Origin of the sequence: Paenibacillus sp. UNC217MF (assembly GCF_000686865.1) — a bacterium.
GTDB classification, from domain to species: Bacteria; Bacillota; Bacilli; order Paenibacillales; family Paenibacillaceae; genus Paenibacillus_B; species Paenibacillus_B suaedae.
Genome location: NZ_JMLT01000008.1, coordinates 283,235 through 300,682, shown reverse-complemented (window position 1 = coordinate 300,682; position 17,448 = coordinate 283,235). Strand labels below are relative to the sequence as shown.

The 17,448-nt window shown below is 46.0% G+C and carries 13 protein-coding genes and 1 other annotated feature (1 of these 14 running past the window's edge); all 13 genes read left to right on the top strand.

The genetic code is table 11. The features are described from left to right. The first annotated feature begins 9 nt into the window (after positions 1-9). The 13 genes from BP95_RS0104785 (at position 10) to BP95_RS0104725 (ending at position 17,170) form a co-directional block, all read left to right on the top strand. Complete coding sequence (locus BP95_RS0104785; RefSeq protein WP_028531535.1) at positions 10-552, top strand: hypothetical protein; 543 nt, start codon at positions 10-12, stop codon at positions 550-552. Positions 553-841: 289 nt separating this feature from the next. Then, positions 842-1,339, top strand: a complete 498-nt coding sequence (locus BP95_RS0104780) for a Tim44 domain-containing protein (RefSeq protein ID WP_021255084.1) — start codon at positions 842-844, stop codon at positions 1,337-1,339. A gap of 13 nt (positions 1,340-1,352) precedes the next feature. After that, positions 1,353-1,868: a hypothetical protein gene (locus tag BP95_RS0104775; RefSeq protein WP_028531534.1), complete on the top strand. Its 516-nt coding sequence runs from the start codon at positions 1,353-1,355 to the stop codon at positions 1,866-1,868. Between the two features lie 113 nt (positions 1,869-1,981). Further along, the gene (locus tag BP95_RS0104770) at positions 1,982-3,676 is read left to right on the top strand and encodes a M3 family oligoendopeptidase (protein WP_028531533.1); all 1,695 of its coding nucleotides are present in this window, start codon (positions 1,982-1,984) and stop codon (positions 3,674-3,676) included. A 319-nt stretch (positions 3,677-3,995) separates the two neighbouring features. Next, positions 3,996-5,690: a M3 family oligoendopeptidase gene (locus BP95_RS0104765; protein ID WP_028531532.1), complete on the top strand. Its 1,695-nt coding sequence runs from the start codon at positions 3,996-3,998 to the stop codon at positions 5,688-5,690. A 183-nt stretch (positions 5,691-5,873) separates the two neighbouring features. After that, positions 5,874-6,170 carry a DUF5316 family protein gene (locus tag BP95_RS0104760; protein ID WP_028531531.1) on the top strand — a complete coding sequence of 99 codons (297 nt, stop codon included), beginning with the start codon at positions 5,874-5,876 and terminating at the stop codon, positions 6,168-6,170. A 61-nt stretch (positions 6,171-6,231) separates the two neighbouring features. After that, positions 6,232-6,813: a hypothetical protein gene (locus BP95_RS0104755; RefSeq protein WP_231515039.1), complete on the top strand. Its 582-nt coding sequence runs from the start codon at positions 6,232-6,234 to the stop codon at positions 6,811-6,813. 58 nt (positions 6,814-6,871) lie between these two features. After that, positions 6,872-7,552 (top strand): HAD family hydrolase, encoded by a 681-nt coding sequence (locus BP95_RS0104750; protein WP_028531529.1) that lies wholly within the window; start codon positions 6,872-6,874, stop codon positions 7,550-7,552. Between the two features lie 124 nt (positions 7,553-7,676). Continuing rightward, positions 7,677-8,162 (top strand): 8-oxo-dGTP diphosphatase, encoded by a 486-nt coding sequence (locus tag BP95_RS0104745; RefSeq protein WP_028531528.1) that lies wholly within the window; start codon positions 7,677-7,679, stop codon positions 8,160-8,162. Positions 8,163-8,440: 278 nt separating this feature from the next. After that, positions 8,441-9,142 carry a hypothetical protein gene (locus BP95_RS29545; protein WP_051613989.1) on the top strand — a complete coding sequence of 234 codons (702 nt, stop codon included), beginning with the start codon at positions 8,441-8,443 and terminating at the stop codon, positions 9,140-9,142. Between the two features lie 25 nt (positions 9,143-9,167). Then, positions 9,168-9,665, top strand: coding sequence for a DinB family protein (locus tag BP95_RS0104735; RefSeq protein ID WP_028531527.1), 498 nt, complete (start codon positions 9,168-9,170; stop codon positions 9,663-9,665). 38 nt (positions 9,666-9,703) lie between these two features. Continuing rightward, positions 9,704-10,522: a class I SAM-dependent methyltransferase gene (locus BP95_RS0104730; RefSeq protein WP_021255074.1), complete on the top strand. Its 819-nt coding sequence runs from the start codon at positions 9,704-9,706 to the stop codon at positions 10,520-10,522. Between the two features lie 261 nt (positions 10,523-10,783). Beyond that, positions 10,784-17,170, top strand: coding sequence for a S8 family serine peptidase (locus tag BP95_RS0104725; RefSeq protein ID WP_231515049.1), 6,387 nt, complete (start codon positions 10,784-10,786; stop codon positions 17,168-17,170). Between the two features lie 207 nt (positions 17,171-17,377). Beyond that, positions 17,378-17,448 (top strand) — a binding site (T-box leader) (it continues 218 nt past the right edge of the window).

The window sequence follows — 17,448 nt, the reverse complement described above, 5'->3', positions numbered from 1 at the left end:
GGTGTACGGATGTCAAACTTTTGGAATGCGGTCATCTCCGGCTCCAAGCAGCAGAAGATTATGCTTGGTGTTTTTGTATGCCTATTCGTCGTCACGCTCCTCGAACTTGAACTCATTGATATGATGACCATTCATTATCATTCAACGGGCAGAACATCAGGCAATGGCAACATAGGATTGATTGCAATCCTCCTATTTCTTCCGTTCTACCTCTTGTTGCTGTCCCTCATTGGTACTGCATCAGGATTCGTTTATATGAATCGGTTGAGTAATAAGAAGTCCAACAGCGGGTTTCTCATTTTCCTCATTGGAATATCGATTGGATTAGGACTGGTACAGCGCTTTGTGTTTATGAGAGAGGGCGTACCTGATGATGTTTCGGACAATTCCTTATTGGATTATTTGCTCACTCCGTATATGAATTCTGCTTTTTTCAATCTATTCACGTATTTATTAGGGATTATTTTCACGATTGTGTTCAGTTACTTCATTGCACTTCTCATTCATTCCCTCCGTAACAAGCAGGAAGTAGCGGAACATGGTTCTCAATAGAAGAATAACTTGTCTTTGTTGCCCTATAATGCGCTCTACAGGCAAGCAAAGGTGAAGAAGCACACCTCAGACTTCCACAACAAACAACTCGTTCTTTCTTTACACACGAAATGATATTTTGCCCACAACATGTGATTTTTCCATTTTTATATGTGCATGACAGTGCTCCAACTATTCTTGATCTTCCAAGTTCATCGGATGTCTTCGATGGATTGATTCATCTTGCAGGTAATAGTTATTCCTCGTTTTGTGAGTTGGAGGTATGAATTTCAGGATGAGGATCATATGGATGACTGTATTGTGTTTCTGTGTCATGTTGTCCACAATCGGCTGCTCGTCAACAGAATGGCAGCAGTACACGAAGTTGGCCGAAGCATTTAAGCAAGCACAATACGATATACCCGATTATACGCAAATTACAGGACATGTGGATCAGCTCCTCGGGAGATACGAGAGGATTAAGCCTTTCCTGACCCGAGAGACATATAACCAACTGTATCGAAACCGAACTCTGGCCATTGCGTTAGGTACAGCCAAGAAACAGCAATGCAATATCGAAGTGACTTCATTTCAGCTAGAAGAACAATCTGAGACTGAGGCTGAACCTAAGACGGTGAAGTCAATGTCATTTACGTATTCCATGACCATGCAGCTGCGTGATGCACAGGGACAGCTGATTGAAGTGATCGAAGTGCCGGCAGGTCAGATGGATTTTGCAATCCAGGATGGGGGATTGTTCATATTGAGTGATCGGGATGGAGAGCCATTAATGAGCAAGTACAACTAGGAGGTTGATTGTCATGATTATTAAAATGCAAACGGACGTATATCGTTCGATTGCACAAGACTCGCTGGGCTGGAAGATGATTGAGCCTATAATTGAGCGAATCAAGGGCAAGGATCCTATTGAGAAGTCACAGGTGTATGCTAAGTTGACCGAGGGTCAAAAGGCGCTGTTTATGTTTTTTGTGTTTCATAAGCATACTGAATCTATCGATGAGTTTTATTGGTTTTCCTCTTATTTTGTAGGTGATCTACGGGCGTGGCAGGCCTTGAAGAAGGGCATGCGGCAATTTGAGGATGAAGGCATGCTGCGCTTGTATGACCAAGTAGAAGCGTTAGTGGAGTCATACAATCGCAAGCCAGACCGATCTTGGCGCGAAGCGATCGTTGCTGATTTGGAACAAAATGAGGAACTCTACGGCAAGGTATCTCACCTTTATGAAGCGTACAAGAAGCAAGCACCAGCAACGCTTGAACACATCCATCATTATATTCAGCATAACGTAGAAGAATTTGTTGAGCTTGTAACGTAATTATCAAAAATTATTAGCGCATATGCACACTCTCTTACTTTTAAATAGTTATTTTTTACAACATTTCCGTTATAATAATTTATGGAGTATCTAATAGAGAGGGTGCATATGAGATGAAATTTAGCGATTACACATATGTCCGACCTGATGCGAAGTTAATTGAGCAGCAAATTAAACAACTGATCAGTTCCTTTGAAGCTGCGGAAAGCTTCGAACAGCAAGATCGCATCATGTCAGACATCAACAAGCTCCGCAGTGAATTCGATACGCAAGCGCAGTTGGTATCCATTCGCCATTCGATCGATACAAATGACGAATTTTACAAAGCAGAACAAGAGTACATGGATGAAGTAGGTCCCGTTATCCAAGAATACATAACTGACTATTACCGGGCGCTAGTGAATTCGAAGTATAGAGCGGAGCTCGAGGCGAAGTGGGGCGTTCAACTATTCCAGTTGGCAGAGAAGATGCTCAAGACATTCAGCCCTGAGATCATTGAAGACTTGCAGCTGGAGAACAAGCTGTCGACAGAATATTCCCAATTGATTGCTTCTGCGAAAGTTCTATTCGAAGGGGAAGAGCGCACGCTGGCACAGCTGACACCGTTCGAGTTGTCCACAGATCGCGATATGCGCAAGCGTGCTTCTGAAGCGAAGTTCGGCTTTATGTCCGAGAACGAAGCGAAGTTCGACCGCATTTATGATGATCTGGTTAAGGTGCGTACGAAGATTGCGAAGAAACTGGGCTACGAGAATTATGTTCAGCTTGGATACGACCGTATGTGCCGTACCGATTACAATGCGGAAATGGTAGCGAACTTCAGATCGCAGGTGTTGGAACATATCGTGCCAGCAGCTACGAAGCTGAAGGAGCGTCAAGGCAACCGGATCGGCGTTGATCAAATGTACTACTATGATGAGTCGTTTAACTTCAAGACAGGGAATGCAACGCCGAAGGGTGATCCAGATTGGATTGTACAGAACGGTGCTAAAATGTATGAAGAATTGTCGCCAGAGATGAATGAGTTCTTTACGTTTATGCGTGAGAACGAGCTGATGGATCTTGTCAGTAAGAAAGGCAAGCAAAGCGGCGGGTACTGTACATTCTTGAGTGAATATGGCGCACCGTTTATTTTTTCCAACTTCAATGGTACATCCGGCGATATCGATGTTTTGACACATGAAGCGGGCCATGCGTTCCAAGTGTACGAGAGCCGTCACTTCGAAGTGCCAGAATACAATTGGCCAACGTATGAAGCTGCCGAAATTCACTCGATGAGCATGGAGTTCTTCACATGGCCATGGATGGAGCTGTTCTTCCAGGAAGACACGGAGAAGTATAAGTTTGCTCATTTGGCTGACGCGCTGTTGTTCATCCCATACGGAGTAACGGTGGATGAATTCCAGCACTTTGTATACAGCAATCCGGAAGCAACACCTGCGGAGCGCAAGGCTGCTTGGCGCGACATCGAGAAGAAGTACTTGCCACACAGAGATTACGAAGGCAATGATTACTTGGAGCGCGGCGGATTCTGGCAGAAGCAAGGCCATATCTATCAGTCGCCATTCTACTATATCGATTACACATTGGCACAATTGTGTGCATTCCAATTCTGGAAGCGCATGAATGAAGATTGGAAGTCCGCTTGGGCAGACTATCTGAAGCTGTGCCGTGCAGGTGGAAGTCAATCCTTCACAGGTTTGGTACAAGTAGCGGGACTGATCTCACCATTCGAAGATGGCTGTATTGCTTCGGTGATCGGGGACATTGAGAACTGGTTGAATAGTGTCGATGATGCGGCATTGTAAGCAATCGTTGTAAGCAATCAGCATTAAATCGTAACTGATAAGAACAATTAGACCACAAGCACGAGTCGTGCTTGTGGTCTTTGCATAAGGTCGAATTTTAGCTGTCCTCTCTTTATTGCAAATTGATGTACTGGTAATATTAGGGGAGAGGGGTTCGTAGATAGTATTTTTTACTTCTTCCATGTACGGCTATGAAAGGGCGGGTAGAATAAAGCTAAAGTGTTTCGGAACTTCATGTGGTGCAGCCAGCTTCTATTTTCTACAATATTCCCCACCAAAATAATCTATGGATTATCTAATAGAGAGGATGCATAAGAAGATGAAGTTTAGTGAATACGCATATATCCGACCGGATGCGAAACAAATTGAACAGCAAATGAAACGACTGATCAGTTCCTTTGAAGCTGCAGACAGCTTCGAGCAGCAGGATGACATCATGTCTGACATTAACAAGCTTCGCAATGAATTCGATACACAGGTGCAATTGGTATCTATTCGCCATTCGATCGATACGAATGATGAATTCTACAAAGCCGAGCAGGAATACATGGACGAGGTAGTTCCAGTAATCCAAGAATACATAACAGACTACTATCGGGCGCTTGTGAATTCGAAGTTCAGATCAGAACTTGAACAGAAATGGGGCATTCAGCTGTTCCAGTTGGCTGAGAAAATGCTCAAGACGTTCAGCCCTGAAATAATTGAAGACTTGCAGCTGGAGAACAAGCTGTCAACCGAACATTCTCAATTGATCGCTTCTGCCAAAATCCCATTCGAAGGGGAAGAGCGTACACTGGCACAATTGACACCATTCGAGCTGTCTACAGATCGTGACATGCGTAAGCGTGCATCTGAGGCGAGGTTCGGATTCATGGCGGAAAACGAAGCGAAGTTCGATCGCATTTATGATGATCTGGTGAAAGTACGTACGAAAATTGCAAAGAAGCTTGGCTACGAGAATTTTGTTCAGCTTGGATATGACCGGATGTGCCGTACGGATTATGATGCGAACATGGTCGCGAATTTCAGAGCACAGGTGCTGGAACATATTGTGCTAGCTGCAATGAAGCTGATAGAGCGCCAACGCAAGCGGATCGGCGTTGATCAAATGTACTACTATGACGAATCCTTCAAATTCAAGACAGGCAATGCAGCACCGAAGGGCGATCCAGAATGGATCGTTGAGAACGGAGCGAAGATGTATCAAGAACTGTCTCCGGAGATGAACGAGTTCTTCACTTTAATGTGTGAGAACGAGCTGATGGATCTTGTGAGCAAGAAGGGTAAGCAAAGCGGTGGTTATTGCACATTCTTAAGTGAGTTTGGCGCGCCGTTTATCTTCTCCAACTTCAATGGGACGTCTCATGATATCGACGTATTGACACACGAAGCGGGCCATGCGTTCCAAGTGTACGAGAGTCGTCATTTCGAGGTTCCGGAATATAACTGGCCAACTTATGAAGCGGGAGAAATTCATTCGATGAGCATGGAATTCTTCACATGGCCTTGGATGGAGCTGTTCTTCCAAGAAGATACAGAGAAGTATAAGTTCGCTCATTTGGCGGGCGGATTGCAGTTCATTCCACACGGTGTATCTGGAGATGAGTTCCAGCATTTCGTATACAGCAATCCGGAAGCAACACCTGCGGAGCGCAAGGCTGCTTGGCGCGGCATCGAGAAGAAGTACTTGCCGCACAGAGACTATGAAGGCAATGATTACTTGGAGCGCGGCGGATTCTGGCAGAAGCAAGGACATATTTATCAATCGCCATTCTACTATATCGATTACACCTTGGCGCAATTGTGCGCATTCCAATTCTGGAAGCGTATGAATGAAGATTTTACATCCGCTTGGGCAGATTACTTGAAGTTGTGCCGTGCTGGTGGAAGTCAATCCTTTACAGGTTTGGTACAAGTAGCGGGACTGATCTCACCATTCGAAGATGGCTGTATTGCTTCAGTGATCGGGGACATTGAGAACTGGTTGAACAAGGTTGACGATACTGCCTTGTAAGCCTTCAATTGAAGTAGTAATGAAGGCCACAAGCGAAATAGTACTTGTGGTCTTTGCATTCGAAGCAGATGGAGTAACAGTGGAAGAGGATTGGGAATTACAGGGTTCGTAATCGTGTGCGGTCGTGTATAATATAGCTGTGAAAGTTATTGAGCGATGATTGGTTGAGGAAGGAGGGATAGCATGAAGATGAAGTGGCTAGGCATCGCGTGTGGGAGCTGTCTGCTCCTAACACTTATTTTAATAAGTGTAGCTAGCCTAACCACAGCTGGCAAATGGCTAGGCCTCTCAGCTGCAATCCTGATTGGAATAGGCGCCTTATTATTTGGCGTGTTTGCCGATCCGAATCAGGCACGATATATCCACCATACGAGCAGTAAGGACGAGCGGCAGAACCGTGAACGGTGGGGAACCTTGTTTCTAATCATGTCCACCCCATTTATTGTGCTATCTCTGATTTTATTAGCAATTAGCCAATAGCTTGGGTACGAACTTTCGGTATCAGAAATCATGGATTAACTAGTCAACAGGAGATTCATTCATGCACTTTGTATTGTTACTTGTAGCAGGGCTTTTTGCCATTTTTTTAGTGTCTAGCATCATTCGGCATGATTATCGCAATATCGTATTTCAATCTATTGTTCTCTCGGTAATGCTTCTGCTGTATATCGTATTCCGCAAGGATCAGAAGCGGAGTAATGAATTCGTGATTTGGTTGTACTTGAATCGTGAGCAGCTTCGACAAGAAGGAACCAACTATGAACAATGTCTAATTGATCACGAATCCGAATTCGTGCAGTATGAGGTCTGTCTATCCTTCGGGATATTCAGCTATCGAACGAAAACAGGCTATTATGTGAAGGGTTATCATCTGACACCGCTTCTGAATATGGCATTCAGTCTGTATACCTTCGTATTTGGCTGGTGGGCGCTCCCATCTGGGCCTATCAATACGGTGCGTGCACTAGGTTTTAATCTGTTAGCCAAGCCGAAGAAGCTGGAAGAAGTACTGACCGAGATTGAGGTAGAAGTGAACGATGCGCTGCGTAAGGAAGAACAGAAGAGAATGAAAAAGCAGTCTCGCATGTCGAAGGAAGAACGTGTGTTTGACAACCAACAATAACGACAACAATTCTGTGCATGTTGCTGTGGCATCTGCATGGTAGAAGGAGCGGATTCGAATGATTAAAGCAGTTATTTTTGATTTTGATGGCTTGATTGTCGATACGGAAACAGCATGGTATGAGTCGTATAAACAGGTAAGTGCTGCATACGGAGTTGACATGAAAATAGAAGTATGGGGACAGTGTGTCGGTGCTTCTTTCGAGCACTTTGATCCTTTGGATTATATCGTAGAACATGCTAATCGTCCGATAGATCGAGACGAGTTCAAGCGGGATGCGGATGCGCAGTTCGCGATTGTCATGGAAGGGAAGGGCTTGAGACCTGGAGTTGAGATGTATCTAACCGAAGCGAAGCGTACTGGATTACGTATCGGACTTGCATCTAGCTCGAACCGTGTGTGGGTTGAATCCTATTTGAATAAGTTCAATATTCGCTCTTACTTTGAAGTTGTGAACACGTCGGATGATGTGGAACGCATCAAGCCTGCTCCGGATTTATATGAGAAGACGCTGCGTGAACTTGAAGTTAGCGGCACGGAAGCGGTTGCGTTCGAAGATTCGATGCACGGCATGATCGCAGCCAAAGCAGCGGGAGCTTACTGTGTGGTCGTACCGAACAATGTTACCTCGCATATGGAATTCACAGGCAGTGATGGACGATTAGACTCGATGGCGGAGAAGGAATTGAATGCTGTACTCGCAAGCGTCGCACCGAGCTCTCAAGTTGAATCTGTGTAATCTTCCTAGAATCGAGAAACTGGAACGTCAGGTGAATGAACTACAAGGTCTTCCCGCCAATAAACAACGATACTAACGATCGGAACTTTAATGATCTGTTCTACATGAAAGTTGGGGGATAGAAATGACTGCATCGAATGAAATTACATATGGTATGTATACGATGTGTATGGTACAGGATGGAGACCAGGTTCTCTTGATCAATCGTCCCGACAGTAAGGGCTTTCCTGGGTATTTGGCTCCGGGAGGCAAGATCGAATTTCCAGAAAGTCTGACAGAGGGCGCAATTCGAGAAGTCTTTGAGGAGACAGGTCTGCGAGTGAGTGGACTGATCTATAAGGGCTTGGACGAATATGTCGTTCCTTCTACGAATTATCGGTACATGGTATTCAATTATTTGGCTACCTCCTATGAGGGAGAATTGTTGAAGAATCCTCCTGAAGGGGAACTGGAATGGGTGCCAATTAAGGAAGCGTTGGAATTGCCAATGCAGTCCTGGTTCAAACGAAAGTTTTCTTTGTTTTTCAAGGAAGGGACATTTGAGATATCCGTAGTATGGAATGAAGAGGAGAAGCAAGCGATAGAAGAGAAGATTGTCTTGCTTGTATGAGGAAGAGGACAACCGATCGAGTAGGAATGTGAACCCGTATTATGTTGCCTTCGCAGAAAACGCCGAGATTGCCTGGCGTTTTTTTTGTGTGTTTATATCGAAATCATGTCATGCATGCCCTCTGCATGATCCGACATTCTTGTTGAAGAGGGAACGCAGCACTCATTGTATCTTAATGAGAATTATAAAGATTGCACATTAGTAATTGGTGTGGTTAAATATGGTATTAAAGATAGGGTTGCAGGTTACTATCGCGATCATTTAGGGGGATCGATATCGTGTCTTTGCTTACAATTCTAGCGGAATTAGGGCTGCGTATCCTTTTCAGAACGACAGCGCCTCTAAGCTGCACAGAAGATGAAGAGAGGGGATACAAGCGGGCATATCAGGAAGCGCTTGATGGAGATGGCATCGTACGGCTTGCTCCTTCTTTGTCAAAAGAACGATTTGTACGTTACATCGTCACTGCGGAGAACGTGCTGGTTCATGGGTCGAATCATCAAGAAATCAATGAGTTGCTTACGAAGCAGCAAACGTTGTACAACGGGATCATGACCGAGGCGGTTTTTGCGACTAGTGATGGAATTTGGGCCATGTTCTATGCCGTGCTCGACCGAGCGAAGCTGAAGATCAATTTTCGCAATGGATGTGTAATTAGCTTACGGAATAAGAGATTTTATTTTTTCTCTTTAACAAGAGAAACGTTTGAAGACACCAACTACCCGTGGAGGAGTGGGACGATTTATTTGCTGTCCAAGGATACGTTCAACGGCCCCGAACAGAAAGTTGCCGCGTTCGATGAATGGACCAGTTGCACTTCAGTAAAGCCGCTCGCTCGCATTCATGTCGAGCCGTCAGACTTTATATTCTTAGATCATGTAGCCACGCATAAGAGCACAGAATCTGCCGTATGGACCTGGTTGTTATACAAATGGAGATCGCGCGCTCGTAAGCGAATGCAATCGACGCCCCAAGTATAAATATAGTGTTTGGAGGAGAAAGAAAATGAACAAGAAAGAAATATTGCTCGATCAATTTCTCGTCTGCACCTCAGAAAAAGGCTGGTTCGCTCCATTATTCGCATCGTTGGAAGGCTTGTCCGCATCACAGGCGCTATGGAAACCAAATGATCAGGTTCACTCGATATGGGAGATTGCCGAACATTTGCTTTTTTGGCAAGAACGCTACTTGCTTCGCTTTCAGCAAAAACAAGTCCCTGTTCTGACAATAGAAAATGAAGAAACCTTTAGATTGGGTAAGTCTGACAGAACCGAGGAGGATTGGTCAGAGCTGCTGCAACGGTTCGCTTCTGTTCTTGATCAGTGGAAGCAGGAATTGACTTCGTCCAGCGAGCGCAAAATGGAAGAGTCTGTACGACCTGGTTCCGATGAACCTTGGGAATCAACGCTCATCAATATGAATGCTCATATTGCCTATCACGCCGGACAGATTGTTTATTTGCGCAAGCTGCAAGGAGTATGGGACTCACAATTAGGGGCTTAATCATACTTCATGGTTTGGGATAAAGAGGAGGGGTTAAGATGCAGCAAGAAATCGTTGATTATTACACAAGATTTGACGAGTGGGGAAGATTGGAGCGGGAGAGCTTAGAATTTCGTATCAATTGGCATTACATGAAACGGTATCTTCCATCACAAGGGGAGGTTCTGGATAATGGTGCCGGACCTGGGAGGTACGCGATGGAATTGGCTCGCTCTGGTTATCAGGTCACCTTAACTGATCTAACACCTGCCTCCGTTGATTTTGCAGAGAATAAGGCTGCTGAGCTTAATCTCGCTGCACAATTTCGCGGATTCTATGCCGCAGACGCTAGGAATCTGCATATGCTACCGAATGAACAGTATGATGCAGCTCTCATGTTAGGGCCATTGTATCATTTGCAGGAGGAAGAGGAGCGGGCAGCCGCCGCAGAAGAATTATACCGTGTAACGAAACCGGGTGGTATCGTCTTTGTTGCATTCAGACCACGCCTTGTACACACCCTTCTCTCTCTTAAATTTCCACAGAATTGGAAGCCGCTCGACAATGTAGAGGCTTTACAAGATTTTTTACATACCGGAATATTTAATCATGCAGATAAAGGCAGATTTACGGGCGCATATTTTTACAAGGTGGAAGAGATTATGCCATTCATGCGTGAACATGGATTTGAAGGAATCCAGTTGATCAGCTCCTCTGGGCTAGGAGGAAATTTGACACCGGAGCAGTGGCAATATTGGTCGAGCCGTGGCGAACAAGAGCTCGAGGGACTCTATCAGTTGCTATATGATACTGCTGCCGATCCTTCGCTGTTAGGAACAGGAACCCATTTGTTATACATCGGCAAGAAAGTCCGATAGCGAACATTCTACAATTTGCTCGACAATTCGATGACTCAGTATCGAGGCGAACGCCGCGAAACTGGGTCTTTTTTGGTATATAGACATGACGAAATGACCACATTTTTCTGGGGATGCAACAATTTGCAACAAATTTTGCATTGATACAAAACTATTGTAAGAGGGAAACAAATATGATAGATTACAAGATGTCCCAAAAAAAAGAGGAAGTTGAACCGACATGCTAGATTGAGAGATAACGAGGAGGAACTGATTTTGCAGGTGAAATCATGGTTGAAAAGTTGGATTGCATCATTACTCGTATGTATTCTAGTCCTTACATCGCCGGCGTTTACGTATGCCGCAGTTGGTACATCAGTTGATTCATCCGCGTCTACTGTACGGTCTAATGCTGCGATGGCGTACGATGAGAAAGTTATGGATTCGAAGCCATCGTACGGTGGTCACCAAGTTATCGATCCCAAGCTGTTGCAAGCTTTTCAGTCTGACGGGGTTGAGACGTACATCATCAAGTTAAAGGAACAGCCGGATATGAAAGCCATCTCACAGCATGCGCTGCAATGGTCTAAGCAGAAGGGAGAATCATCAGCGAAGCAGACACGCACGGTGCGCAACTTCATTGTGAACTCGCTAATGAGCACAGCAGACCAGTCGCAATCAGGCATTATTCAGCAGCTCCGTCAAATGGAGTTCGCTGGGGATGTGCGTGAATTCCATCCGTATTACATTGTGAATGCGATTGCGGTAACCAGTACGAAGGCGGCCATGGAGAAGCTCGCAGCCCGTGATGAAATCGAGAAGATTCTGCCTAACCATACATATACGCTTCAATCTGAAATCGTGTCGAAGTCGAAGCTACCGGGAGCACAATCTGCTGCTGGCAATCAAGAAGTTCCGTGGAACTTGCGCAATATTAACGCAGCTCAGGCGTGGGAGCTTGGCTTCGATGGAACAGGCGTTGTGGTTGCCAACATGGACTCCGGTGTAGATGGAACCCATCCGGCACTGCAGCATAAATGGAGAGGTCTGAATCAAAATGGTGACATCGTGGACCCAGAGCTAAGCTGGTTCGACGCCACAATCGAGAGGAAGAAGCTGCCTACGGATGGAAGCGGTCATGGTACGCACGTTATGGGCACAATGGTAGGCTCTGAGAAGGATGGCAGCAACAAGATTGGGGTAGCCCCCAATGCGAAGTGGATAGCGGCTCGTGTGTTCGATTCGCATGGACAAACGACAGATGCGGATCTCATTAAGGCGGGGGAGTGGATTCTTGCACCTACGGACAAGCACGGAGTGAAGCATCCCGAACTTGCGCCCGATGTCGTGAATAATTCATGGGGGAACGTACCTGCTGGCAAGAATGAGTTCTTCCAAGATATCGTGAAGGCATGGATCGCAGCCGATATCTTCCCGGCATTCTCAGCAGGGAATACGCATCCCCCGGAGAACAATGGTGGACCAGGCTCTATTGCAGCACCAGGCAATTACCCTGAATCATTCGCCACAGGTGCGGTTGACATGAACAACAAGCTGGCAGATTTCTCGCTGCAAGGGCCGACGCCATATGGACAAATGAAGCCGGAAGTATCTGCTCCAGGTGTACATATTCGTTCAGCGGTACCAGGCGGACAATATGCGCTCATGAACGGCACCTCGATGGCAAGTCCGCATACAGCAGGCGTGGCTGCACTGATTAAGCAGGCAAATCGCAGCTTAAAGGTGAAGGATATAGGGGACATATTGACGTCCACTACAGATGCATTAACCGACGATGAATTCCCACAAACGCCGAATAATGGCTATGGCTCAGGCCTTATTAATGCACTCAACGCCGTGTCAACCCAGAACAAAGGGCTGGGCAAGGTTGTTGGTCAGGTGACGATCGATGGGTTGAATGCGGGAACTCCGACGATTGAACATGAGCCTATTGTATTGACGTTCAATATATTGGACAAGGACATATTTGCACGTGTGAAGGACGATGTGAGTGTTACGGATGTGAACCTTTATGTCCGTGAGAAGGGGACTACCGGCTGGAGTAAGCACGCGCTGCTTCGAACTTCCGGAAGTCATATGAATGGTTTATATGAGGGAGCTATCCCTGTTCAAGAGCTGTCATTGAATGGTATTGAATATTATATAGAAGCAGTAAATTTCGCAGGCAGCTCGTCCAAGACAGACATCTATCCCGTAACGGTATCGAAGGGAGTCAAGGTTGGCTATACGCAAGATTTCGAAACCTCGATAGAAGGATTTGGATTCGGAGATGCATCAGGCGTATGGCAATGGGGCGTTCCAACAAGCGGACCGAAAAAAGCATTCTCTGGCACTAAAGTAATGGCAACCGTTCTGGATGGCAATTACCCGAATGGAACTAACAGCTATGTTGAAATGCCTGTGATTGACTTGACGGATACGAAACACGCTGTTTTATCCTTTGCTCATTGGTATAAGCTTGGCGATTGGTGGAGCGCTTCCTTTGATCGGGCAGAAGTGTTTATCGGCAGCAAGAAATCGAACTTTACGTTCGAACGGGTAAAAACCTTTACGATGCGCAACACCACGTGGACAACCGAATATATCGACTTGTCCCCATATGCAGGGGATCAAATCTACGTTGTATTCAATTTACGAGGAGACTTTGGCAGTGACGAGGGCTGGTACATCGATGATATTAAAATCCAAGCCCCTGATTCGACAATTCCGCTTCCCCCTAAAATAAAGACTAGGAGCAACGCACCAGGCAAAGTCATTCTTGATTTTGACAAGGCGCCTTCGGGGACATTGAAGGAATATGTCATTTATCGTACGAAGGATTTGAGTGGGAATTGGGACGAGATTGGCACAAGCTCTGGCTATAACTTTGCCGATCTGCCTACCCCTCAGAAGGGGACGTATTATTACAAGGTAAAGGCGCGAACTGTCAGTCATACGATGAGTTCAGATTCGGATATCGTATCTTGGACATTTACGGGTGGCAGTGAAATCTTCAGTGATGATTTCGAGGGCGTTAATAAGGGCTGGACTGTTGAAGGGAAAGGAAACGAATGGGAGCATGGTGTTCCACATCCGACTCGTGGGCCGCAGAAAGCAGTGTCTGGCAAGAATGTATGGGGCACGAACTTGAATGGTCCTTATGGCGGCGATGTGAATGAGAGCCTGGTATCACCTGAAATCGATTTGACTCAGGTGAAGCATGCGACGTTGTATTTCCAACAATGGTACGATATTGATGATGGAGATAAGGCAACAGTTGAGATAAGCAAGGATCAGGGAGCCACATGGAAGCCGCTCGCTGAATATCCGAAGCAGGGCTATGATACGAATCATCCTCGCAGGTTCTGGTATTTGGAAGAGCTTGGACTTGATACTTACATGGGAGAGAAGATCAAATTACGCTTCCGATTCGAGAGCAAGCAGCCATCGATCCAGTTCGGTTGGTACATTGATGATGTGGAGGTTAGGGAGACCCCTCCGGTGATGACAAGACCGAAGACATCTTCTACTCAGTCGGCTGCCGGACAAGCAGGGAAAGCAAATGATGATACGCAGGGAGCAAGGAATGCACGCTTTACCTTAGAAATGTTGAAATCAGCGAAGCGTGATCATGCCGCGAAGTCGGATGAGCAACTGCAGACCGTGATGCAGCAGTCAAATAAGGGCCGGATGCCGATAATGGCGGACATCAGCGTCTTGCAATCGCAGCGGGCAACACGCTCTGATGCAGGAACCGGAGGCTATACACTGAAGCATCCGCCTGGTGCATATACGCTGCAAGTGGAGGCTTATGGTTATAAGACAGAGCAGCGACCGATTGTCATCGAGCAAAATCAAGATACGGTGATGGATGTTCATTTACAGCCATTGGCGAAAGGCAAGGTTACCGGTAAGATAACGGATCGTGCAACAGGGTTGCCGGTGAAGCATGCGACAATCAGATTATTAAATGATGTTCGTGTTGAACCAGTTGAAACAAATGAAGAGGGACAATTTGAACTCGAAGCCTACGAAGGCGACTATCAACTATCGGTATCCGCATTGAACTACTTATCGGTTCAAGACAACATTAAGATCACAGGTAACGATACAACTCACGTTTCATATACGCTTCATACCTTCCAAGGATCAGCAGATGAAATCTATTACGATGATGGCGTGGCTGATAATGCCAAGGCATTCTTTGTATCTGGAAATGGGTTTGCAGTTCGTATGACAACGGACGGCCCCGTACAAGTAACAGGTGCAAGATTCTTCTTCTGGGATCAAGGTTGGCCGAATCCTGGCGGGGAGAAATTCAAGTATGCCATCTATGATGCCAGCGGCCCTGATGGCCTTCCAGGCAAGATGATGGCCGGTCCGTATGAAGGTAAGGCAATGCTGGATGGTTCGTGGACAGATGTAACGATACCGAATCCGATTATTGTTAACGGTGATTTCTATGTAGCCTACATTCAGGATGGTGTCATGCCGAATGTACCAGGATTGTCGATGACGAAGCTTGGCAATTTTTCAGGGCGTTCATGGAGGCTGGATCGCGGTTCGTGGAAGAAGATAGGGAACAGCGATGGCAATTACATGATTCGAGCCAAGGTTACAAAGATTGTGGAAGAACCGGTAATTACAGAACCTGTGTCAGGCAGCACAGTTACAGATGCTCATATTGTTGTGAAAGGAATATATCCAACCGATGGAACGACGATTCACTTATATCGTCAAGAAGTTCGTGTCGGAACTGGAACGGTGCAGCAAGGGCAATTTGCGATATCAGCCGAATTGGAGCGTGGAGCGAACAAGTTGTATGCAGTCGCGGAAACGAATGGACAAGCGACAAGCAAGTCGGCCACGATTACGATCAACTATCAGGCACCTGCACAAAATGGGGATATTACATCGATCGCTCTACATCCGCGAGATGTGTCCCTGAAGGCGGGGGAACAGTCGACGCTGACTGTAACAGCGGCCGTATACGAGAATGGCAACCTCCTACCGATGCCAATAACAGAAGGATTGATATTTACTTCGTCAGACAGTCGAATTGCCGAGGTAGATCAAGCTGGTCGTGTTACAGGCGTAAGTGAAGGGGTGTCGGTCGTTCAGGTAACCTACCAACAGTGGAGTGATCAAGCAACGATAACCGTGCATCGCGGGGACGATGGAAGGGAGCCTGAACTCCAAGGCATTACAGTGTACCCTGATAAGCTTGCAATACATGTGGGAGATTCAGCACCACTGTCTGTTGCAGCGATCGTATATGAAGCTGGAGAAGTTAAATTATCGCCAATTACAGAGCCGTTGCAGTTCCATTCCTCAGATGAGCAAGTTGCCAAGGTAGATGATAAGGGGCGGGTAACGGGTTGGAACGAAGGCACGGCAACAATTACAGTTGGATATAAAGATAAACAAGCAGAAGCAACCGTTACGGTGCGTAAGAAAAATGTTAATCCATATGAGCCTCCTATTTCTTCAGGCGGGGGATCATCCAGTTCGCCCGTAACAATTCCTGAGAAGGATAAGCGGATACCGGTTATTGCTAATAACCGAACGATTGGGTATCTGGTAGAGCAGCCAGCTTCTGCGACAGGTTCTAAATCTGCTAAAGTATCCCTCTTGGAACAATGGCTGAGTGAGCAGCTTACGCGTAAAGCTAGTACAGCAGTTGAGATGGATCTTACTAATGTACGTTTCGAGGATTATACTCACGTATCGATCACTTTCCATGCAGTGATGATGAAGCAGCTTCTAGCTTCTGGGAAAGAACTGCATATTCGTTCAGCAGTATATGAATTAAAGATACCAACGGCCTCCTTGGCGGATTATGCTGCGGAAGATCAGTTTAAGCTGCTTGTATCCGTCAAGAAGGGTTCGGAGCGTCAGGCAGGAACAGGGGAAGGCGCTAGTGGCGACCAGGGAAATCTCGTATCCAGCCTTGTTGCCATTCATAACGAGAGCGGCAAATTGACTCACCCAGTTATCCTCTTGCTTCGAGGGGACGCTTCGAAAGTGAGGGATTTGCGCAAGACAGTTATGTATCGGATAAACGCACAGGGGACATGGAGTGTTGCAGGAATGGCAACTCATAATGCAGAAGGACTTGCTTTGACTGTTGAACAGACGGGAACGTATGCGTTGTATGAGAACGCTCCAAGCTTTGCGGATTTGGCAAATCACTGGGGCAAAGATGCAATTGAAGTACTGGCAGCACAGCAAATTGTAAATGGAACGGGTAAGGGACTCTACACGCCGAATGCAATTATCTCTCGGTCACATTTCCTCATGATGCTCGATCGGTTGCCACATCATGCAGGCACAGAAGCTTCCATGAAGAAGAATGAAAGATTCGTGAATGAGGTTATGGACGGTGTTGGTAAGTCGGCAGTTAAGGCAGATAAAGAGCCGTTTACACGTGCTGAAATGGTAGCTTTGCTTGCTCAGAAGTCTGCGAAAGTAATGCCAACTACCGCGAAGTCCCATTTTACAGATACGGATCATCTAGATCAGGCGAAGCAAGCTGCTATTTCTTTTACGGTAGAGCAGGGCTGGATTCAAGGGATCGGTAAGGGACGCTTTGGAAGCGATCAGACTCCGACTCGTGCGCAAGCAGCAATGCTCATCTATCGATATTTGAAGACTATGAACCAATTATAGGTGCACGGCAATACGAATTGATGTTTAATTACATGTAAGAATTCGAGCAAATCCGTCCGCAACAATGGGGCGGATTTTGCTCTGTTTATCGAATTGGAATAGTTAGAATTAATTGTAAATGTGTACATGATCATTCGTTACTGTGATATATTGTACATTGACATCAAGATTGGGCTCATGTGACAATAGAAAACAACTTGAAGAAAGAAAACTTCTACGAAGAGAACGAGTAAGCTATGAATGCCGATCTGCAGAGAGTTGGTGAAGTGCTGCAAGCC